This window comes from Thermosynechococcus sp. (assembly GCF_046299635.1).
Classification (GTDB): Bacteria; Cyanobacteriota; Cyanobacteriia; order Thermosynechococcales; family Thermosynechococcaceae; genus Thermosynechococcus.
Map to the genome: position 1 here is coordinate 35,966 of NZ_JBKBHV010000017.1, position 18,375 is coordinate 54,340.

Annotated in this window: 21 protein-coding genes, 1 tRNA gene and 1 pseudogene; 11 read left to right on the forward strand and 12 right to left on the reverse strand. The window is 53.2% G+C overall.

Annotated features, from left to right (window positions below):
* The first annotated feature begins 31 nt into the window (after positions 1-31).
* Positions 32-116: transfer RNA gene (locus ACK4IR_RS08305), tRNA-Ser, on the forward strand.
* Positions 117-231: 115 nt separating this feature from the next.
* Positions 232-531 carry a hypothetical protein gene (locus ACK4IR_RS08310; RefSeq protein WP_409873905.1) on the forward strand — a complete coding sequence of 100 codons (300 nt, stop codon included), beginning with the start codon at positions 232-234 and terminating at the stop codon, positions 529-531.
* Here ACK4IR_RS08310 and murQ read toward each other — a convergent pair.
* The 6 genes from murQ to coaD all read right to left on the reverse strand — a co-directional run bounded on the left by murQ (position 528) and on the right by coaD (position 5,222).
* A complete protein-coding gene (gene murQ / locus ACK4IR_RS08315) occupies positions 528-1,454 on the reverse strand; it encodes an N-acetylmuramic acid 6-phosphate etherase (RefSeq protein ID WP_409873906.1) in 927 nt (308 codons plus the stop codon). The genes ACK4IR_RS08310 and murQ overlap by 4 nt on opposite strands.
* Entirely contained in the window at positions 1,451-2,020 is a 570-nt protein-coding gene (locus ACK4IR_RS08320; RefSeq protein ID WP_409873907.1) for a glyoxalase-like domain protein, read from the reverse strand. The genes murQ and ACK4IR_RS08320 overlap by 4 nt, the downstream gene beginning before the upstream one ends.
* Before the next feature lie 408 nt (positions 2,021-2,428).
* On the reverse strand, positions 2,429-3,457 hold the full coding sequence (gene pdhA, locus ACK4IR_RS08325) for a pyruvate dehydrogenase (acetyl-transferring) E1 component subunit alpha (RefSeq protein ID WP_409873908.1): 1,029 nt from the start codon (positions 3,455-3,457) through the stop codon (positions 2,429-2,431).
* Between the two features lie 226 nt (positions 3,458-3,683).
* The gene (locus ACK4IR_RS08330) at positions 3,684-4,016 is read right to left on the reverse strand and encodes a DUF565 domain-containing protein (RefSeq protein ID WP_409873909.1); all 333 of its coding nucleotides are present in this window, start codon (positions 4,014-4,016) and stop codon (positions 3,684-3,686) included.
* A gap of 112 nt (positions 4,017-4,128) precedes the next feature.
* Positions 4,129-4,761, reverse strand: coding sequence for a hypothetical protein (locus tag ACK4IR_RS08335; RefSeq protein ID WP_409873910.1), 633 nt, complete (start codon positions 4,759-4,761; stop codon positions 4,129-4,131).
* A complete protein-coding gene (coaD, locus tag ACK4IR_RS08340) occupies positions 4,716-5,222 on the reverse strand; it encodes a pantetheine-phosphate adenylyltransferase (RefSeq protein WP_409873911.1) in 507 nt (168 codons plus the stop codon). The genes ACK4IR_RS08335 and coaD overlap by 46 nt, the downstream gene beginning before the upstream one ends.
* Before the next feature lie 612 nt (positions 5,223-5,834).
* Here coaD and ACK4IR_RS08345 point away from each other — a divergent pair.
* Together ACK4IR_RS08345 and ACK4IR_RS08350 are read left to right on the forward strand one after the other, a co-directional pair.
* Positions 5,835-6,524: a hypothetical protein gene (locus tag ACK4IR_RS08345; protein ID WP_409873912.1), complete on the forward strand. Its 690-nt coding sequence runs from the start codon at positions 5,835-5,837 to the stop codon at positions 6,522-6,524.
* A 271-nt stretch (positions 6,525-6,795) separates the two neighbouring features.
* The gene (locus tag ACK4IR_RS08350; RefSeq protein ID WP_409873913.1) at positions 6,796-7,554 is read left to right on the forward strand and encodes a hypothetical protein; all 759 of its coding nucleotides are present in this window, start codon (positions 6,796-6,798) and stop codon (positions 7,552-7,554) included.
* On the opposite strand, the gene ACK4IR_RS08355 is transcribed toward ACK4IR_RS08350, so the two are convergent.
* The gene (locus ACK4IR_RS08355) at positions 7,478-8,224 is read right to left on the reverse strand and encodes a hypothetical protein (protein ID WP_409873914.1); all 747 of its coding nucleotides are present in this window, start codon (positions 8,222-8,224) and stop codon (positions 7,478-7,480) included. The genes ACK4IR_RS08350 and ACK4IR_RS08355 overlap by 77 nt on opposite strands.
* A gap of 77 nt (positions 8,225-8,301) precedes the next feature.
* Here ACK4IR_RS08355 and ACK4IR_RS08360 point away from each other — a divergent pair, with 77 nt between their 5' ends.
* Positions 8,302-8,982, forward strand: coding sequence for a response regulator transcription factor (locus ACK4IR_RS08360; protein WP_409873915.1), 681 nt, complete (start codon positions 8,302-8,304; stop codon positions 8,980-8,982).
* A gap of 6 nt (positions 8,983-8,988) precedes the next feature.
* Here the strand turns inward: ACK4IR_RS08360 and ACK4IR_RS08365 are convergent, their stop codons facing one another.
* A complete protein-coding gene (locus ACK4IR_RS08365) occupies positions 8,989-9,894 on the reverse strand; it encodes a ChaN family lipoprotein (RefSeq protein ID WP_409873916.1) in 906 nt (301 codons plus the stop codon).
* Between the two features lie 113 nt (positions 9,895-10,007).
* On the opposite strand from ACK4IR_RS08365, the gene ACK4IR_RS08370 reads away from it, so the two are divergent.
* The 3 genes from ACK4IR_RS08370 to ACK4IR_RS08380 all read left to right on the forward strand — a co-directional run bounded on the left by ACK4IR_RS08370 (position 10,008) and on the right by ACK4IR_RS08380 (position 12,285).
* Positions 10,008-11,267 (forward strand): DHH family phosphoesterase, encoded by a 1,260-nt coding sequence (locus ACK4IR_RS08370; RefSeq protein WP_409873917.1) that lies wholly within the window; start codon positions 10,008-10,010, stop codon positions 11,265-11,267.
* 34 nt (positions 11,268-11,301) lie between these two features.
* On the forward strand, positions 11,302-11,820 hold the full coding sequence (gene sixA, locus ACK4IR_RS08375) for a phosphohistidine phosphatase SixA (protein WP_409873918.1): 519 nt from the start codon (positions 11,302-11,304) through the stop codon (positions 11,818-11,820).
* A 90-nt stretch (positions 11,821-11,910) separates the two neighbouring features.
* Complete coding sequence (locus tag ACK4IR_RS08380; RefSeq protein WP_409873919.1) at positions 11,911-12,285, forward strand: hypothetical protein; 375 nt, start codon at positions 11,911-11,913, stop codon at positions 12,283-12,285.
* On the opposite strand, the gene ACK4IR_RS08385 is transcribed toward ACK4IR_RS08380, so the two are convergent.
* Both ACK4IR_RS08385 and ACK4IR_RS08390 read right to left on the reverse strand, forming a co-directional pair.
* On the reverse strand, positions 12,254-12,670 hold the full coding sequence (locus ACK4IR_RS08385) for a nuclear transport factor 2 family protein (protein WP_409873920.1): 417 nt from the start codon (positions 12,668-12,670) through the stop codon (positions 12,254-12,256). The genes ACK4IR_RS08380 and ACK4IR_RS08385 overlap by 32 nt on opposite strands.
* A 79-nt stretch (positions 12,671-12,749) precedes the next feature.
* Complete coding sequence (locus ACK4IR_RS08390; protein WP_409873921.1) at positions 12,750-13,247, reverse strand: orange carotenoid protein N-terminal domain-containing protein; 498 nt, start codon at positions 13,245-13,247, stop codon at positions 12,750-12,752.
* 289 nt (positions 13,248-13,536) lie between these two features.
* Between ACK4IR_RS08390 and ACK4IR_RS08395 the strand changes: the two genes are divergently transcribed.
* The 3 genes from ACK4IR_RS08395 (at position 13,537) to ACK4IR_RS08405 (ending at position 17,676) form a co-directional block, all read left to right on the forward strand.
* Positions 13,537-14,625, forward strand: a complete 1,089-nt coding sequence (locus tag ACK4IR_RS08395) for a glycosyl transferase (protein ID WP_409873922.1) — start codon at positions 13,537-13,539, stop codon at positions 14,623-14,625.
* A gap of 272 nt (positions 14,626-14,897) precedes the next feature.
* Positions 14,898-16,778 (forward strand): tetratricopeptide repeat protein, encoded by a 1,881-nt coding sequence (locus ACK4IR_RS08400; protein WP_409873923.1) that lies wholly within the window; start codon positions 14,898-14,900, stop codon positions 16,776-16,778.
* The gene (locus tag ACK4IR_RS08405; protein WP_409873924.1) at positions 16,756-17,676 is read left to right on the forward strand and encodes a 5'-nucleotidase; all 921 of its coding nucleotides are present in this window, start codon (positions 16,756-16,758) and stop codon (positions 17,674-17,676) included. Before ACK4IR_RS08400 ends, ACK4IR_RS08405 begins: the two co-directional genes overlap by 23 nt.
* On the opposite strand, the gene cas2 is transcribed toward ACK4IR_RS08405, so the two are convergent.
* Positions 17,673-17,954 carry a CRISPR-associated endonuclease Cas2 gene (cas2, locus tag ACK4IR_RS08410; protein WP_409873927.1) on the reverse strand — a complete coding sequence of 94 codons (282 nt, stop codon included), beginning with the start codon at positions 17,952-17,954 and terminating at the stop codon, positions 17,673-17,675. The genes ACK4IR_RS08405 and cas2 overlap by 4 nt on opposite strands.
* A 197-nt stretch (positions 17,955-18,151) precedes the next feature.
* A pseudogene (locus ACK4IR_RS08415) lies at positions 18,152-18,298 on the reverse strand (CRISPR-associated endonuclease Cas1); the annotation flags it as partial.
* Between the last annotated feature and the right edge of the window lie 77 nt (positions 18,299-18,375).

Consider the following 18,375-nt stretch of genomic DNA (forward strand, 5'->3'; position numbering starts at 1 on the left):
TTCTGGTAGGATAATAAAGCTGCCTAAACTTGGAGAGATGGCCGAGTGGTCGAAGGCGCAGCACTGGAAATGCTGTGTGGGGCAACTCACCGAGGGTTCGAATCCCTCTCTCTCCGTTCTAAGTTTATTGGATAAGGGCGGAGGTCACTGCGCTAGAATGAGTGAAACCTCCCTTCAATCACCCTTGCCGGAGGTTCTCCGTCCCTAAGTCCTACCTGGGGGTTCTTAGCGATGCGCTCCTCCTCAATTCCCTTGACGTTGGTGCTCATTGCCGGCACCCTCAATGGTTTGCCGGCCTTGGCAGATTCTACGGCCATTGGCACCATTCAGGTTAGCCCTGACTTGCGATCGGCACTGCAATCGGCAGCAGAGCCTCCAACAGCGATCAATATCCTACAACAGTTGCGAGATAAGGGGGAAATTGAAAAGAGGTTGACAAGTCCACCTGTACCTGCTCGCCCGGATCCGCGGGTATATCGGCAATTTGAGGAACCCCGCCGCCGCGGCATTGGCTTCAAAGTCGGCCTCTAAAGATCAAGGGCAGCCCGCTGGGCAGTGCGCAGGTGGCCGTTGTGTTGCTCCAAGAGGGCTTGCGCAGCAAGGGCATCCAGTCCTGTCCAATGCATGAGCAGGGCGCGTTTCACTTGGTAGCCACTGCGTTCAAGGAGATCGGCGGCCGCGGCGCGATCAATCCCCGTCAGATCAACGAGAATCCGCAGGGCACGATCCAAGAGCTTGCGATTGGTAACGGCCACATCCACCATGCGGTTGCCGTAGACTTTGCCCAACTGCACCATCACCCCCGTGGAGATGATATTCAGAGCCATCTTGGTGGCAGTACCGGCCTTCAGACGGGTGGATCCGGCCAAGACTTCCGGCCCTACCGGCAGGCGAATGTCAATGTCGGCAGCCCGCTGCACCTGATCTGAGGGGACGCAGGCCAGAAAGACCGTCAGTGCGCCTACTGCTTGGGCGGCATCGAGGGCGCCGTGGACATAGGGAGTCGTGCCCCCTGCGGTAATGCCGATCACCACATCTTGAGCCGTGATCTGGCGATCGCCCACCACGGCAAGGCCATCTTCATAGCGATCCTCCAAGCCTTCGGAACTGCGCACCAAGGCAGCGTCACCGCCGGCGAGAATGCCTTGCACCAAATGGGGTGGCGTACAAAACGTGGGGGGACATTCCGCCGCATCCAAAACCCCTAAGCGGCCACTGGTGCCTGCACCGACATAAAAGAGTCGTCCCCCTTGGCGAAGGCGAGCGGCGGTGGCCGTAATCGTTTGGGCTAAGGCCTCGCGGGCTTGGGCGATCGCCCGCAGCGTCTGGGCATCCTCGCGATTAAAAAGATCAACCAGTTCTAGCGGGGTAAGCTGATCCAGATGCTGGCTGGCGGGATTGATCTGCTCGGTTAAAAGATGGCCACGATTGGGGAGTTCTGGAAGATCCATCATGGCCGCGCCGAAATTTCTGCCATTTCAATCACCGTGCCGCCGTAGTCCTTCACCAAGAAATTGAGGGGGCGATCGCTGCGCAGCTTGTAGCGCAACTGCCGTCGCTGAATCCGTAGCAACAGGAGTTCTAGGCACTCCCGATCAAAGCAGACATGGCGCTGCCGGTTGCGTTCCCCCCTGCTGGCACCGCTAATCACATGCAGTTGGGTATTTTTCTTGAGTTGGTACCACAGACCATCACTGGGGCTGGGGCGCCTAGGACTGCTGTAGCTCAAGGCCGAGGGCACATAGAGGGGATCCATCGAAGCAACGCCGAGGGTTTGCTCATAGTTGTAGTAGTAGTGCAGCGGCACATCGGCGATCGGCAAATGTAACTCCTGCTCGTAGAACTGCCGCGCGTGCTCTAGGTCTGAGACCATGATCGTGTAGACCTTGGGGGCACTGGACAAAAAGAGCCACATTGCCCCTGCATAGCCCATCAGCAGCAGGATCATGATCCCTTGGGTGGAGAATACTCCATCCCAAAGACCGTCTAGCCAAGCAAACAAAAGAGGAGTCAATAGCATGCCAATGTTCTAGGGAAGATTCCTTTCATTCTAGTCACTATCGTAGTCAACAGACCCAGCAATAGTTTATTCATTGGCAAAAATATATTCCTCACAATTCTCAGGTTTGGATGTGAAGACTGAAAATCCACTAGCTTTACACTTGAGTGGTCGTAGTTTTCCTAGTGGGCATACAGCAGGAAATCTTTTGCTGCACTTCCTATGGAGCTATCTCCTCTCCAAGGAGCTGCCAACTGTGAAAGGATGACTCTATGGCCTAGCGATCGCCCGCATGATTTTAATGGGGAGCAGTTCTGGATGCCCGCTGGGTAAGTCATGTATTGACAGGCTACTATGTACTCAGTAACGGTCAAGTACTTAGAACGCTCCTAGTTCGTTCCTTGTTTACTTCAGTTAGGAGCACTTAGCCTATTCGTCCGCAAAGATATAGTCGTAGAGTTCTTCCGGCTTAGGCTCAGGACTTTCCTCGGCAAAGGCCACGGCATCCTCGACAACAGCTTGCACTTTTTGTTCAATAGCACGCAGGTCTTCAGTGGTAGCCAATTCCTGCTCCACGAGGTAGGCACCGAGCTTTTTGATCGGATCTCGCTTCAGCCAGAATTCTTTCTCTTCTTTAGAGCGGAGTTCATCGGGATCGGCAAGAGAGTGACCGCGAAAACGGTAGGTCAAGGCTTCAATCAGGGTAGGCCCTTCCCCTGCCCGGGCTCGGGCGATCGCCGCCTCGGCTACGGTACGCACCGCCAGCACATCCATGCCATCCACTTCCTCACCCACCATGCCAAAGACCTTGGCTTTCTTGTAGATTTCGGTTTCCGAGCTGGCACGCTCATGGGCCATCCCGATCGCCCACTTGTTATTTTCCACTACGAAAAGAATGGGTAATTTCCAGAGTGCGGCCATATTTAAGCACTCAAAGAACTGGCCATTATTGCTGGCACCATCCCCAAAGAAACAAGCGGTTACCTGATCGGCTGTGGCATCACCCAGCACTTGACGGCGGTACATCGTCTGAAATGCCGCTCCTGTCGCCACGGGAATCCCCTCAGCCACAAAGGCAAAGCCCCCCAAGAGATTATGCTTGGCGGAAAAAAGGTGCATTGAGCCGCCTCGCCCTTTGCTACACCCCGTCGCTTTGCCAAACAGTTCGGCCATCACTTCCCGCGCCGGAACACCGGCACTGAGGGCATGGACGTGATCCCGATAGGTGCTACACACGTAATCATCCGGACGCATCGCCTTGATCACGCCTGTAGAAACCGCTTCTTGACCGTTATAGAGGTGCACAAAGCCAAACATCCGCCCTCGGTAGTACATTTCGGCACACTTATCCTCAAAGGTGCGCCCCAGTACCATATCTTCATAGAGCATTAGCCCCTGGGCACGGGTAATCGTGGTTTGGGGAATGGACAAAGAGGGCAGACTACGCTCTTGAACCATAGCAGGTAGTGATCAATCTAGGGTAAACGCCGTACCAACCGGGCAAGCCGCCGTTGGCATCACACTATTGTACTCAAATTACAGCCTTTTTCCTAAAATACGGGAGAAACTAGGGAATATAGGCCACTGCCTTTGATGGGGTAACGAAAGCAGGGGGTTCCTGCGGCGCAAAAAGAGGTAGCAGTAGCCCGTGGCGGTGGGTTAAAATTCTGTCTTCGGCCACCCCCTAACTTCCCAAAATGAAGGCTATGAGGAACAAGCTATAGAGGAGACCAAACTTCAGGGCATTGAGAATTTCGCCAAAGAGGGTTTGCCGTAGTTTCCAGCGATCGCCATAGAACAAGGCACTGATGATTTCGCTAGCGATCGCTACCACTGTCGAGGCAACTATATCAAGGTAACCCAGTTGACCCGCACTGGAGGAGACTGCCAGCCCCAAAAACATGCCAAAGAGAACCGCAATACTCAGCGTTGCCAGCCGTCGCCATGGATTTTTTAACTGCTCCTGAATTCCGGCGCCTAAACGATCAAGCAAGGTATTGAGACGGGTTTGCTGCATAGCCTCAGGCCGTCAACGGTTGCTCAAGGGGTTAGAGGGGCATGCTTGTCAGTATAGGTTAAGTTGTGTTGTTAAATGGCTCCCTTGAACAGAACCAGCGAGTTTCCTAAGGTTAACGGGAAGCTTGCTGTTGCCTCAAATATTGGCGACCATTTTGGATGACGGCCAACATTTCCTTCAGTTGGCGTTCCATCTCCGCAAGGGTGCGATCGGCATAGGCATCGGCTTCCTGTTGCCGCTCTTGGCATTCATGGCGGGTTACTTGGCGCAGATGGGCGAGTTCTTTTTCCGTGTTTTGTCGCAGCAGATGGATTTCCTCGATGGCGCGCTGGCGCATAAACTCCACCTCTTGTTGTACCTGCTGGCGAATTTTCTGGGCTTCTAGTTCTGCCTGCTGGCGAATCCGTAATTCATCGGCAATTTGGGCAGCACGTTGCTCTGCGGCACGGATAATCTCTTGGGCGCGGCGTTGAGCCTGTTGAATGATCTCATCCCGCTGATTGAGAATCAGCTGCGCCGTCCTCACTGATTCGGGGATCGCCTGCTCAATTTGAGTCAGTTGGTTAAGGAGCTGCTCCTCGTCAATAAGTTTGCGTCCCGTCAACGGGATCTTTGTCCCTTCGAGAATCAGAAGTTCTTCCAGCTTTTGCAGTTGTTGCAGGAGTTGCAGCGGTACTGAAGGGACATCAACTGCTTCGTTTACTCCAGTGTTGGTTGAGAGGGGATCGGTGTTTGAGTAAAGCATGCTTCTAAATCCTTGGCAACAGCGGCTGGTACTAGATGACGAACATTACCGCCAAATCGTGCAATTTCTTTTACTAAGCTACTACTTAAGAAACTATACTCATTGGATGTGGTGAGGAAGACCGTCTCAATCTCCGGCCAGAGGCTCTTATTGGTGTGAGACATCTGCAACTCGTACTCAAAGTCTGACAGAACCCGCAGACCGCGCAGAAGTACTCGTGCCTGTTGCGATCGCGCGTACTCCACCGTCAAGCCATCAAAAGCATCCACTCGCACATTCTTCAAGTGGACGGTAGCCGCCTGTACTTGTTTAATGCGTTGGCTGACGCTAAAGAGCGGTTTTTTCTGGGGGTTGTGGGCGATCGCCACAATTACCTCACTAAACAGACGCGCCCCCCGCTCAATAATGTCTAAGTGCCCTAGGGTAATGGGATCAAAGCTTCCGGGATAGACGGCAAGCATAGGTGACTCAATGACGAAGGTGAAAGGTTCACAGCCTCAAGGGAATGCGTAAAACCATCATCGCCGATTTTTAGGAACAGCGCATGCCCCCTCAGATTAGCGCCTGGCCGGCGATCGCCCCCGCCGTGTTCTGAAGCGGATTTCATCAACACCCCCTGCCCCTCACCTTTCGGCCGCTGTAGGAAAATGGCGATGCCGTAAATTTATACAAATCTTAATGACAATCAAAAATAAAAATTTTTAATCAGAACATAAAATCAGAGTAAATCATTTTGCCGTTTTGTTCACGGCAAGTGTAGTCCCGAATACTTGATTTGGGTTCAATATGAACGAGTGTAAAGAAAGGCACAGGGTGACGGTGTTACAAAACAATGACTTAACCCTGTGGGTATCGGCCAATACTTGACAATCCTCGATTTCAGATTTTACAACAGGGGCAAGAGGTTTTATTCAATTACTGATTCCATCTTTTCTAAGAAAAAAGCTTTAGTTAAGTCCCATTAAAAAACTAACGATCTTTGTCAAGTTGTTACTACGTCAAAAGCATGGATCTATCCCGTGCCTCTCCGCCCTTTGCTGCTCTGTATTGTTCCGATAGTGAGGGTTCCCACCATGGATATTTCTCCAGCTGCCCGCCACTATGTGCGGCGCTTACTAGTAGAGCATCCCGCCATTCGCTCCTACATCAATCGCGACACGCACCCCTTAGGCATGAAAGAGGAATACCTAGAGCGCTACATTCATTTAGAGCACCTCACATATCCGCAACTGAATCAATTAGAATTTATTATTGAATTACATCAAAAAATAAGAATTAACGAACCCCACCAAACCCATCAACTTCAGCGCCTTGAGCAGAAAATTTTTGACCTCCTCGGTATTGAGCTTCCCATTGCCCCTCATTCCTACAATACCATCGAAAATTCGCCATCCTCCTGTGATTGGTTGATCAAACCCCAAAATGACCCCTCCAGACATGAGGCCGCAACCTTGTCTGAGTATTATCACTACTTTCGGAAAATTACAGAAGTAGCAACGCCTCACCTCGACAAGATGCTTGTCACCAACTATTGGTTATTGACGCGACCGCGTGAAAGCTGGCTGGCAAAAATTCAAGTGGCACAGTTCTATAATCCCACGTTCAAACCCCCAGATCAGCTTCTGGCCGAACGGGAAGCGGCAACCCTCCAACAGTGGATTTGTGATTTCATTCAGCACTGTTGTCGCATCCTGCCGAGTCTGCCGCGTCTTCTCCTTGCTGCCAATATCCCTTGTCAATTGCTCTGGGCTTTGGTGGGCTAGGCATGCCGCAGCTTAGGGGGCGATCGCTTCTAGGAGATTGATACAGCGGCAAGCTGATGTGAACTTGCTTTTCTATGTTTTAAGAAATCCTAAAAACATAAATAAATCCTATAATTTTGGCAATGACCATCCTCACGATGTTTTTAATGTAATTAAACCTAGGTAAAAAGAAAATTGAGGCTTCACTCGGCTTAGCAACTGAAGTGCAGACTGGCGATGTTCAAGACAAGAACTTTGGTGTTTCCCGAATGACTTAAGAAATGAGGTGGATATGAGTAATTCAATTTCTCCCCTAACTCGTTACTATCTGCGTCAGCTTTTGAAGGCTCAACCTGCCCTGCAATCTAAACTGGCCAAATGCCGGGAACAGCAAGAGGAATACGAATGTCTTGAGAGCTACCTGAATCGCAGCCGCCTGCGTACTGAACAGGTCAACGAACTGGAGGTTCTTGTCAGGTTACATCAAAAGCTCAAGGAAGTCGAACCCGAACAAAGCGCCCAACTTCAGGAAATTGAAACCCGAATTTTGGAGTTACTGGGCATTGAATTGCCGCTCTCGAAGGGGGCGCTAACGCAGATGATGACGTTCTTCAACGGACTTGCCACTCCTCGCCAAGCAGCTAGCCCCACCACAACACAGGAAGCAACCACACTGGGAGAGTATTACCGAATTTTTCAAAAAATCACCTCGGTTGCCGCCTGCTATCTCGGCAAAATGATTGTAAGGAACTACTGGCTGGCAACCCGCCCGCCTCAAAGTTGGCTGGCTCAAATTTCGGTGGAACAGTTTTACGGCTCTGAACTCCCCCCTAAAAGCAAGGATCAACGATTAACCTCTGAACAACAAAAAACCCTCCAAGGGTGGATCGAGCGCTTTATCCGCCAAGGCTGCCAAGTGTTGCCGGTGCTGCCGCAGTTACTTTTAGATGCCGGCGTTCCGGCCAGCCTGCTGTCTAATCTGGGGAATGGGTCTGATGCTCATGGGCGAGCAGCTGAAACGGCGCCAGCAGGGTCTGAAGGTGGGAGGTAAGCAGGGTGGCTAACTCCGCAGCTTCCCCATAGATGAGGCGCTGCTGGCTAGGAATTGCCACCGGCAGGGGGGAGCGGTCGAGGGACTGTTGTTCGATGAGCAGGATTTGGTTGCAGCGTTTACTAGCAATGGCATAGCCGAGTTCAAGGGCCACGGCTCCGTCTAGGTGAGGACAAGCCGTGACATCGGCAATAAACAGCAACGCCCGACGCAAATGGGTTAGGACGGGGGTTTGCAAGCGAGGGACAGGCGATCGCGGGCTTTCCACAAGTTGCAGCGGCAAGCGGGTTGGGGTGGTGTCAATGAAGGTTTTCAGGGCATGGCGAATCGCATCACTGCTGGGGCGATCGCTGCCGCTAAAAAAGAGCGTCGGTTCCAAGTAACTGAGGCGATCGCTTTTGATGAAGTAAATCTCGTGACTGAGGATATCAATGTTGGCGATCGTGTAGTTGCCACTGCCCTCGATGTAAAATTCCACTGTTTCCCCTAGGCGATAGCGCTGAAACCACTCCGAACGCCGCACTATTTCTAGGTCATCGAGAAAATCTGCCCGCAGTGCCGTTTTCAGGAGGCTATTCTTGTTTAGTCGCAGATCGTGGGGGCGCTGCTCGATCTGCTCAAGGGGTTCATACTGCGGTAGGTACCAAGCCCGCAGGGCAATAATCGCCATTAAAACATTCCAAACAGAGACTGCAAATACTAGTAAACCATGGGTAGATTGGGTTTTACGGACGGAGGAGAAAGGCAATGACCGCAAAACTACTGCTGGTGGACGATGAACCGGGGGTGCGCGAGGCGGTAACGGCCTATTTAGAGGACAGTGGCTTTGAAGTGACAGCAGTCGCTAATGGTCAAGCAGCTCTGGAGTACCTAGAAACCAATGTGCCCGACCTAATTATCACAGACATCATGATGCCGCAAATGGATGGCTATGCCTTTTTGGAAACGATCCGCCAACAGCCCCATCTCAACCATATTCCCGTGATCTTCCTCACGGCGCGCGGCATGAAGCGCGATCGCATCCAAGGCTATGATGCTGGCTGTGATGCCTACCTCGCCAAACCCTTTGACCCCGATGAACTGGTGGCAATTATTAAAAACCTCCTGCGCCGCCAAGCGGCCGCTCGCGATGAGGCAGAACCCAATCTGGCCAATCTAGCCCAACAAATTGCCGAACTGCGGTCAATGCTGGTGCAACAGGGCAAACGCAAGCCCACGGCTGCCCCGATTCAACTGGATCTCACCCCCCGCGAAGCCAGCGTTTTGCAACTGGTGGTCAAGGGTCTGATGAATAAGGAAATTGCCAGCCAACTGAATACCAGTGTCCGCAACATTGAAAAGTACGTGAGTCGCCTCTTTGTGAAAACAGGCACCAGCAGTCGCACCGAACTGGTGCGCTTTGCCCTTGAACACGGCTTGGCTGATTAGGAAAAGTTAGGACGGATCGTTTTGCCAGAACCAGTCGGCAATGCGGGGTTTGGCTTTTTCCGTTGCTGTGGGATTCAGGAGGATAATTGCTTGGCGGAGGTTGGGGGAGAGCCGTCGCTGTACTCGCTGGGGAATGCCCTCACCAAAATAAACATGTCCCCGCCCCGTTAAAACCACAATCAGGCGATCGGGATGCCGCTGATGATGCTTGGCAATGACCTTGGCCATCGTTTCATCCCAAAGAACTTGGGCTTGGTAAAAAAAGTCAAAATTGAGACTGTGACTCACCCCTTGATGGGCAGCAACAAAAATCTCTTTGAGGCGATCGCGATAGGCGGTGTTGCTCAAATCAATCTCTGTCAGGGGGGGAATATAGCGAAAATCGTCTTCCCTTAAGCTTTCTAGGCCTTGGCGGGCCACTTGGCGAGTGACTTCCGTGGGCGCATTCAGGGCAATGAGGGGAATTTGCTGCGCTTTGGCAAAGCGAAAAATCGGCGCATACAGCGACCAAGGGAACTCCCACCGCTGGGCATATTGAGTTTGCTCTAGCAAGGCCGCTTCGGTGATCTCACCCCCAATATAGGCATCGAGAGCCGCTTGAAACGGCTGCTGAATCATTTCGAGGGCGATCGCCAGAGGCCGCCCCCGCCGCTGTAACTCCTGCAAAATAAGCAGTTGTGCCTGATGATCGGCGACACTATCGTGGGTTTCGCCCAAATAGAGGATGTGCTTTTGCTGCCAGTGATCGTAGGCTTTTTGCAAGGGTACCGATTCACTGCCCCGCCAGACCTGCTGCGCTTTCACACTGTAGGTTCCCGTCAACAAGAGGGCGATCGCAAGGGTTAAAACTAGGGGCTGCCAAGAATGGGGCGATCGCCACTGATGTAACCGCTGTCCAAGGGGGGATGCCAAACGATAAAATATCTGCCAAGATCGAGATAGAGTCGTTGACGGTATGGTGACGACCACTCTCTTTTGCGCGTTCCCCATTGGGTTTAACCCTGCAATCCAACGCTGAAACAACTATGCAATCTCCCCATTCACTAGAGTTAACTGACCCTATCGCCAATGATCCGAGTTCCACTCACCCTGAACTGAATGGTAACTCACTGGTGAAATCGGAGGCGACCACGACAGATTTGGTGAAGGCGGAAGTTCGCTTGAGTGACCCCCGTGCCGAAGCGCTGCGGCAAATGTTGGAACGCCATCGCGGTACGCGCCAGTTGATTATTCTCCAAGATTTTCCTGACCCTGATGCTCTCTCTTCGGCATGGACGTATAAGCTCATTGCCGAGCAATTTGAGATTCAGTGCGATATTGCCTACGCCGGTGCCCTGAGTCATCAGGAAAACATTACCCTAGTGCGGCTGACGGGGATGCCCCTTGTGCGCTGGGCGGTGCAAGGTACGAAAAATAAAGATCAGCGGGATTGTACCTGTTACCAAGGCTATGTCCTGATTGACAACCAAGGCACCACCAGCCAATTGCTGCCCCTGGTGCAGGAAGCCGGCCTGCCAGCGATCGCCGTCATTGATCATCACAGTCTGCAGGAGGCCATTCAAGCGGAGTTTACAGATATTCGGCCAACGACCCGCGCTACGGCAACCATCTTTACCCAATACCTGCAAGCGGGGCTGCTCACCCTCGACAGCAGTAATCCCGTTCATGTCAAATGTGCCACGGCGCTTATGCATGGCCTGCGCTCCGACACAGACTGCCTTAAACAGGCCAAAGAAGAGGACTTTCTGGCCGCCGCTTTCCTGAGTCGCTATATTGACTATCAACTGCTGAATACCATTTTGCAGTCCCACCGCTCAAAGCAGGTCATGGATGTGATTGAGCGATCGCTAAAAAACCGCTCCATCCACAACAACTTTTCTATTTCTGGGGTCGGCTATATCCGTTACGAAGACCGCGATGCCATTCCCCAAGCAGCAGATTTCCTCGTTACTGAAGAGAACGTCCACACTGCCGTCGTCTATGGCCTTGTCCATGACGAAGATGAAGAGGTAGAACTGATCATCGGCTCCCTGCGCACGACAAAAATTACCCTCGACCCCGATGAATTTATCAAGGAAGCCTTTGGCAAGGATAGTCAGGGGCGATTCTTTGGTGGCGGGCGTTCCCAAGCGGGGGGCTTTGAGATTCCCGTGGGCTTCTTGTCGGGGCTGAATGAGAATCCAGAATACGCTAAACTCAAGTGGAGCGTTTACGATACGCAGATTAAGCAGAAGCTCCTCCACCTGGTCAATCCCAAAAACAATGTCCTCCACGGTACGGAGTAAGGCACTGTTCGCAGTAATCAAGTTTTAGGTCTTTATGAGGGAGCTAACAGTCTTTTTTTTCCGCCACGGGATTGCCGTTGAAGCGGAGGTCTTTGAAGGCAGGGATAGCGATCGCCCCCTCACTGCTAAGGGGGAAAAGAAAACCCAGCAGATTGCGCGGCGGTTACTCGATCTGGGTATTGAGGCAGAACTGATCCTCTCCTCACCACTGGTGCGCGCCCGCCAAACGGCGGAAATTCTCCTTGAAGTGGGGGTTGCCCCTGACCTGATGATGTCTGACCTGCTGACGCCGAGTGGTAGCCTGCAAGAATGGCTCCATTGGCTGAATGAATGGTACCAAGATCATGAGGGTGCCCTTATTGCGGTAGGTCATGAACCCAATCTAAGTCACTGGGCAGAACTGCTGATCTGTGGCAAAGCCTTGGGGCATATCCAACTCAAGAAGGCGGGCATCATTGGCCTAAAGGTGCCAGCAACCGACCCCCTTGGTAATAGCCAACTCTTTTGGCTGACGCCTCCCAAGTTTTTGCTCAACAGCAGTGGCCTTGCCTGACTCTATCCGCCTATGCTAGTTCTCTGCGCCTCTCATGCTGAACCTCCCAAAACGCCAAAATAGAGATACAGACTGCCACAGGACGGGAAGATGGATTCTGAGCCAGGGATTACTGAGCATTTACCGCTAAATGTTCTCAGTTGGCTGTATGCCTATCAGCGGGAGCATCAATTTACTAGTCTTGAAGCGGCAATTGTTGACATTGTTTGTAAGTTTTATGCTCAAACGGATCATTTGCCTGAACGAGTGGCGGATCTAGAGCGACGGGTCAATGCCCTCAGCCGTGAAGTGATTCATCTGCGTCAACAACTGCCCGAAGACTATGATCGCCTGCGGGAACAGTTGGCAGCGGTACGCCTGAGCCATTCCGGCATTCTCCACAATTTGCGCGATCGCGTCGAGGCCTTAGAGGCCGAGGTCTTTGCCCATTCCCCTAACCCTGCTGACGCAGAGGCTGATAGCTGAGGAGTTCCTCCAAGGTGGCCAGTAAATCAACCTTCACAAACGTAATTTGATCCTCAGGATTGAGACCAAATTGCCAAGCCACGTTCACACTAAAAAGTGGCAGTTTGGCTTTGCCGACAATGCGGTAGCGCCGTTCCCCATCCGGCGGTGCCAACAGTTCTCCCTTGAGGGGTTCTGCCTGCAGACCCACAGCTTCAAGGTGGAGATAGCGGGCGATCGCCGCTCGGCCAATCACTGGCTCCTCAAAGGGTGGATAGAGGATCCCCGTCTCGGCAAAGAGGGCGGCCACCTCCTCGTAGCGTTCAGCATTAAGGGCAGCAAAATAGGCGGTGAGCGTCGGCTCATCAATACCGAGAATGGGATTCCCTTGCACAAGATGGATCATGTTTTGATTTCCTGAGGGGTTTGCATCGAGACAAAAAAAGGGAGCGCCTTGCCCCCTTGCGTAACCCATGGCATCTCAATTAGACGGCCAGCGGATCCACACCCATGGCAACTACCGCGTTCCGCAGGACGGTGATCTGCTGCCCAAAGTCAAGGGCTTTAATGGCTTCAAACACGCGATCGGCATCGCGGCTGAGGGTATAACCAGGGGGCACGGGCACCACAAACCCCTGTGTCATCAGTTCGGCCAGTTGGTACCAGAAGGCCAGCTTGGTGTTGGGGCTAAAGACACCGTAGGCACGGGTGAGAGGGGTGTCCACATTGGCTACCAAGTCACGCATGAATTGAAGTTGATCATCAAAACTGAGGGCTTTGACCTGATTGAGCAGCCCCTCCGCCAGTTGTAGGCGAGCCGTGCCGGGGGCGGCGGCTGTAATCGAACGACCCGTTTCGGTGTAGATGAACCACAGAAGCGCTAGCTTGTCATCCACGCTCAGGCAATTGAAAAGCGTGGTGACCTCTTGAACGGCTGTGGCCAGTGTTGAGGGCATGAAACGAGTATCGGTGGTATAGGTCATACAGCTTCAGAGATGTTAAATCGTTGGTGCGTTACTACGCTTATCTCTGCCTCCTAGTCAACATTATGTTACATAACTTCATAAAATACAACACAACTTTATAAATACTGCCAATAAATCTATTTTATGAGTCACCAGAATAGATAGAAATAAATACTTATGACAACTCTTCTAGAGGCAAAAAGTGGCTTTGCGATTCCGCTGCCCCTCGAATAAAAAGGTGTCTAGAACACAAAGAGGCAGTTGTTACAAATGTTAAGATTGCTTCTGTTTGAGCAACCACACTGCCATGGCTCGACCGACTCTCTACGTGGCCATCACAAACCATGGCTTTGGTCATGTGGCGCGGACAACGGCGCTCGTGAATGCGATTCGCCGCCAAGTACCGGATTTGTTGCCCCTGATTGTGACGGCTGCTCCCTACTGGTTGTTGCAAGCGAACCTTGAGGGGGAGTTTATCCATCGTCCCCGTGCCCTTGATCTGGGGGTGGTGCAGGCGGATAGTCTGCACATGGATTTGGCGGCAACCCGTGCCAAGCTGCTGGAACTGCGGGCAGCAGCCCCGGAGTTGATCCGTGCCGAGGCCGAGTTTATTCGGCAACACCAAGCGCAATTGGTCTTGGCGGATGTTCCGCCGTTGGCGGTGGCGATCGCCCATGCGGCCGATGTGCCCTGCTGGATGGCCAGCAATTTTGGCTGGGATTTTATCTATCGCTCTTTTGGAGAGGACTTTATCGAGATTGCCGATTGGCTGAGTGGTCTTTACGGCGGCTGCGATCGCCTGTTTCAACTGCCCTTTGCTGAACCTTTGGCGGCCTTTCCTTGCAAAGAACCTGTGGGACTCACGGGCGCCGAACCGCGTTTTGACCCGACGGAGCTGCGGCAGTGCCTTGGCCTTACTGCCCCCCGCGATCGCACGGTTCTGTTGACCTTTGGGGGCTTGAGTCTGCAGGCGATTCCCTATGAAGCACTCCGGGACTTTCCCGACTGGCAGTTTCTCACCTTTGATGGCACGGCACCGGCGGATCTGCCAAACCTCATCAAGCTCTGTGGCCGCCAACTGCGCCCGGTGGATGTGATGCCCCTCTGTGGTCGGGTGGTGTCGAAGCCCGGCTATGGCACCTACGCAGAGGCCTGTCGCTTGGGGGTACCCGTGGCGACGATTCGGCGGGATGATTTTGCCGAAGGCCCCGTCTTGGTGGCGGGATTACAGGCTCACCACTACCATCAAATCCTGAGTCATGAAGAATTTTTTGGCGGCAATTGGCAGTTTTTGCGATCGCCACCGCAACCGCCCCAAGACCCCACCCCCTTGGATGGGAACGGGAATTCTGCGATCGCCACTGCCGTTGCCTATTATTTGAATAACCATTCTTGACGCTCATCCCGCTAACGCTTCGCGTATAGTGGGAGATTCCCCCTTCACGGAGTCTTGGCTAGATGTCCCAAAGGACACCCCCGCCAGAACCTCTCTAGGGGCGTTTTCAGCACTGGCCGCCCGACAGCGCTTTTCAAATCTATTTCGCAGGACTGGTTATCATGATTATATGATAACATTTAGTCGCTTGTAATGTCATCATCCTTAAGCTTCCTCCCGCCGGTCGTCTGCCGCTTCACCAGCACTGCGGCACTTTTCAGGTAGGGATCACCATGGGTCTTTTTGGACGGCGCACCGCCCTGCCGCTGCAAAAGGCGTGGCAACTCTATCAGCAGCAGGACTGGAATGGAGCACAGCAGTGGGCCCGCCAGAGTGTTCAGGAAACCCCCCAGGCGGAGGCCTACTACCTGCTGGGGTTGATTGCCGAACAGCAGGGACACCCCCTTGAGGCACAGAGCGCCTACGAGCGGGCGATCGCCCTTGATCCGTGGCATGCCCCTGCCCACTATCGGTTAGCCGTTGTGCTCCACGATCTGCTGGGGCAACCGGCGGCGGCTCTGCCCCACTACCAACGCGCCCTTGCAGTCAAGCCGAAGTGGGTGGAAGCCCACAGCAACCTAGGAAATGCCTACTTGGATTTGGGGGAGCCAGAGCAGGCGATCGCCTGCTACCAAAAAGCCCTCTCCTTAAATCCCGATCTGCCCACCACGCTCTATAACCTAGGACTGTGTTTCCACACCCAAGGCAAACTCACCGAAGCCGGTGCCTGCTATGAACAGTCGCTGTACCTTGACCCCGCTCAAGCCGATGTCCACAATAATCTGGGCAGTGTGTATCTGGAGCTGAAAAACTATGGGGCAGCGATTCGCCAGTTTCAGGCGGCCTTGAATGCCAATCCCGAACTGTTGGCAGCTCTTTACAATCTGGCGTACGCCTTGCATTTACAGGGGAACCTTGCGGCAGCGCGCGATCGCTATCAGGAAGTCCTACTGCGGGACAATAAACATCAACAGGCGCTGCTGCAACTGGGTCAAATTTGCCTTACTGAAGGCGACTTTAGCGGCGCGATCGGCTACTACCAACGCTGCCTTAGTCTGGATCCTCTCAATGCCACTGCCCAAGCCGGATTGGCCACCGCGCTGCTGGAAACAGGGGATCCCCAAGCTGCCCTCGACCACTTTCGCCAAGCGGTTGCCCTCAATCCCCAAGATGCAGACGGGCACCTCAACCTTGCCCTAGTGCTGCTATTGCTGGGGCATTTCCAAGAGGGATGGCAAGAATACGAATGGCGCTGGCAGCAACCCACAGGCGGCTTGCGCTCCTATCCGCAACCCCGCTGGCAAGGTCAATCTCTAGAGGGGAAAACCCTCTTTGTCTATAGCGAGCAGGGGCTAGGGGATTGCATTCAGTTTGTGCGCCTACTGCCTTTGATGGCGCGGCATGCCCAACGGGTCATTTTTGCTGCCTACCCGCCTTTGGTGCGTCTGTGCCAAACGCTGCCGGGGATTGAGGTGATCAGCAGCGAGGAACCCCCTCCCCCCTTTGATTACCATACGCCCCTGCTGAGTCTGCCCCGCTATTTGGGCATTGATCAAGACCGCTTTCCCAAGTTTAAACCCTATTTCCCCTTGCCCGCCCGCCCGCCGCACCGCATCTTTGATGTCTCTAAACCGCGGATCGGTCTGGTTTGGGCCAGCCATAGTCAAACGCGCACTACGGCGCAGCGGTCTTGTCCGCTGGCGTATCTCCTACCGTTGTTGCGGGAATTTGAGGTGCAATGGTATAGCCTGCAAAAGGCGCGATCGCCCCAAGAGGCAGAACAACTCCAAGAGGTGGGGGTGATTGACTGCCAACCCTATATGGGGGATTTTCTGGATACGGCGCTGTTGATCCGGCAGTTGGATGCGGTCGTTACGATTGATACGGCGGTGGCCCACTTGGCGGGTGCCCTAGGCAAGCCCCTGTGGATTCTTCTGCCCTTTGTGGCGGATTGGCGGTGGCATTGGCAACGGGCGCGATCGCCTTGGTATCCTTCGGCACAGTTAATTCGTCAGCCGCGACGCGGCGATTGGCAGGGGGCGATCGCCCAACTGCGCACCGCACTTCAGGCCTACTATCCAAGGATCAGCGATGGCCTATCCCATTCAAGATAAATTGGTGATTGCGGTGGCCTCCAGTGCCCTTTTTGACTTGGGGGAGGCAGATGAAATTTTTCGCCATGAGGGAACCGAAAAGTACCGCCAGTTTCAGCGGGAAAGAAAATACGATATCTTGCCCAAGGGGGTGGCCTTTCCCTTCATTCGCCGCTTCCTGAATCTCAATCGCGCCTATCCAGAACAGGAACCCGTGGAGGTAGTGCTCCTTTCCAGAAACGATCCCGATACAGGTCAGCGGGTCTTTTACTCGATTCAACACTACGGGCTGAACATTACCCGCGCCGCATTTTTGGGTGGCAAATCCCCCCATCCCTACATTCCAGCCTTTAATGTGTCGCTATTTCTTTCGGCCAATGCCACCGATGTGCAGCAGGCCATAAAAGCCGGCTATCCGGCGGGCATGGTGATTCCTTCGCCCATTACCGATCACGAAGACGATGCCGAGTTGCGGATTGCCTTTGACTTTGACGGCGTGCTAGCGGATGACGAGGCCGAAGCGGTCTTTCACCAAGGGGATCTGGAGCAATTTCAAGCCCATGAACTGCAAAAGGCCAACATCCCCCACAATCCGGGGCCATTAAGTGATCTGTTTAAGAAACTGGCCGCCTTTCAACAGTTGGAAATGGCAAAAGAGCAGCAGGATGCCGGCTATCAGCGGCTGTTACGGATTGCGATTGTGACGGCACGCAATATCTTAGTCAGTGAACGGGTGGTGACCACCTTAAATAGCTGGGGGGTGATGCCTGACGAAACCTTTTTCCTTGGTGGAATGGAGAAAGTACGGGTGCTCAAGCAACTCAAACCCCACATTTTCTTTGATGATCAACTGACCCATCTGGAGTCAGCTGCAGGATCCATTCCCTCAGTACATGTTCCCTTTGGTGTGCGCAATTAAACAACGGTACTTAAGGGTGGCTCAAGCGGGATTTGACCACTGCCAAGGACAAGAACCGTGGCTTGAGTGTGACGACTGAGGGGATAAATGCGAATGTGATCTTCCCTAGGCTGAATGCGCCGTTGCAGGCGATCGCACAATTCCTCAACCTGAGAGGTTTCTAGGCATGCCTCAAAGACACTAAATTGCACTCGCCGACCATAACCTTCTAGTAATTCGGCAATTTTGCGGCGCCGCTTGTCGTCGGGAATATCGTAAGCAATCACGTAAAAAAGTATAAAATTACTGAATGCGGTAGCAGCAAAAATGTTGGGGCGATCGCAACCACTCACAAAAAGAACGCACTTGCTGTGTCAGGCAACGCCAAAAAGGTTCTGTTTCCTGTCCTTGACCCATGCGATGAATCCAGCTTTCTAAAAAACGCTGCCGTCCTGTTTCATTGAGAAAGCATCCCCCTGCTTCAAACGAAAAGTCCTCACGGGGCTGGATAATTCCTCGATTGACTAACCATTCCTCGGTTGACTAACCAAAGCACGAGGGAATCAACTATCGGTGCCCGAAAGGGTTCCAGAAGATCCGAGACAAGAGCCGCGTGATGATGATGACTCTGGTGTAAACAACCTTGACGCTCATCCCGCTAACGCTTCTCGTATAGCGGGAGATTCCCCCTTCACCGAGTCTTGGCTAGATGTCCCGAAG

Bases quoted from the DNA above. Each gene is read 5' to 3' on its own strand.
- ACK4IR_RS08310 (WP_409873905.1), top strand. From the start codon at position 232: ATGCGCTCCTCCTCAATTCCCTTGACGTTGGTGCTCATTGCCGGCACC.
- murQ (WP_409873906.1), bottom strand. From the start codon at position 1,454: ATGATGGATCTTCCAGAACTCCCCAATCGTGGCCATCTTTTAACCGAG.
- ACK4IR_RS08320 (WP_409873907.1), bottom strand. From the start codon at position 2,020: ATGCTATTGACTCCTCTTTTGTTTGCTTGGCTAGACGGTCTTTGGGAT.
- pdhA (WP_409873908.1), bottom strand. From the start codon at position 3,457: ATGGTTCAAGAGCGTAGTCTGCCCTCTTTGTCCATTCCCCAAACCACG.
- ACK4IR_RS08330 (WP_409873909.1), bottom strand. From the start codon at position 4,016: ATGCAGCAAACCCGTCTCAATACCTTGCTTGATCGTTTAGGCGCCGGA.
- ACK4IR_RS08335 (WP_409873910.1), bottom strand. From the start codon at position 4,761: ATGCTTTACTCAAACACCGATCCCCTCTCAACCAACACTGGAGTAAAC.
- coaD (WP_409873911.1), bottom strand. From the start codon at position 5,222: ATGCTTGCCGTCTATCCCGGAAGCTTTGATCCCATTACCCTAGGGCAC.
- ACK4IR_RS08345 (WP_409873912.1), top strand. From the start codon at position 5,835: ATGGATATTTCTCCAGCTGCCCGCCACTATGTGCGGCGCTTACTAGTA.
- ACK4IR_RS08350 (WP_409873913.1), top strand. From the start codon at position 6,796: ATGAGTAATTCAATTTCTCCCCTAACTCGTTACTATCTGCGTCAGCTT.
- ACK4IR_RS08355 (WP_409873914.1), bottom strand. From the start codon at position 8,224: ATGGCGATTATTGCCCTGCGGGCTTGGTACCTACCGCAGTATGAACCC.
- ACK4IR_RS08360 (WP_409873915.1), top strand. From the start codon at position 8,302: ATGACCGCAAAACTACTGCTGGTGGACGATGAACCGGGGGTGCGCGAG.
- ACK4IR_RS08370 (WP_409873917.1), top strand. From the start codon at position 10,008: ATGCAATCTCCCCATTCACTAGAGTTAACTGACCCTATCGCCAATGAT.
- sixA (WP_409873918.1), top strand. From the start codon at position 11,302: ATGAGGGAGCTAACAGTCTTTTTTTTCCGCCACGGGATTGCCGTTGAA.
- ACK4IR_RS08380 (WP_409873919.1), top strand. From the start codon at position 11,911: ATGGATTCTGAGCCAGGGATTACTGAGCATTTACCGCTAAATGTTCTC.
- ACK4IR_RS08385 (WP_409873920.1), bottom strand. From the start codon at position 12,670: ATGATCCATCTTGTGCAAGGGAATCCCATTCTCGGTATTGATGAGCCG.
- ACK4IR_RS08390 (WP_409873921.1), bottom strand. From the start codon at position 13,247: ATGACCTATACCACCGATACTCGTTTCATGCCCTCAACACTGGCCACA.
- ACK4IR_RS08395 (WP_409873922.1), top strand. From the start codon at position 13,537: ATGGCTCGACCGACTCTCTACGTGGCCATCACAAACCATGGCTTTGGT.
- ACK4IR_RS08400 (WP_409873923.1), top strand. From the start codon at position 14,898: ATGGGTCTTTTTGGACGGCGCACCGCCCTGCCGCTGCAAAAGGCGTGG.
- ACK4IR_RS08405 (WP_409873924.1), top strand. From the start codon at position 16,756: ATGGCCTATCCCATTCAAGATAAATTGGTGATTGCGGTGGCCTCCAGT.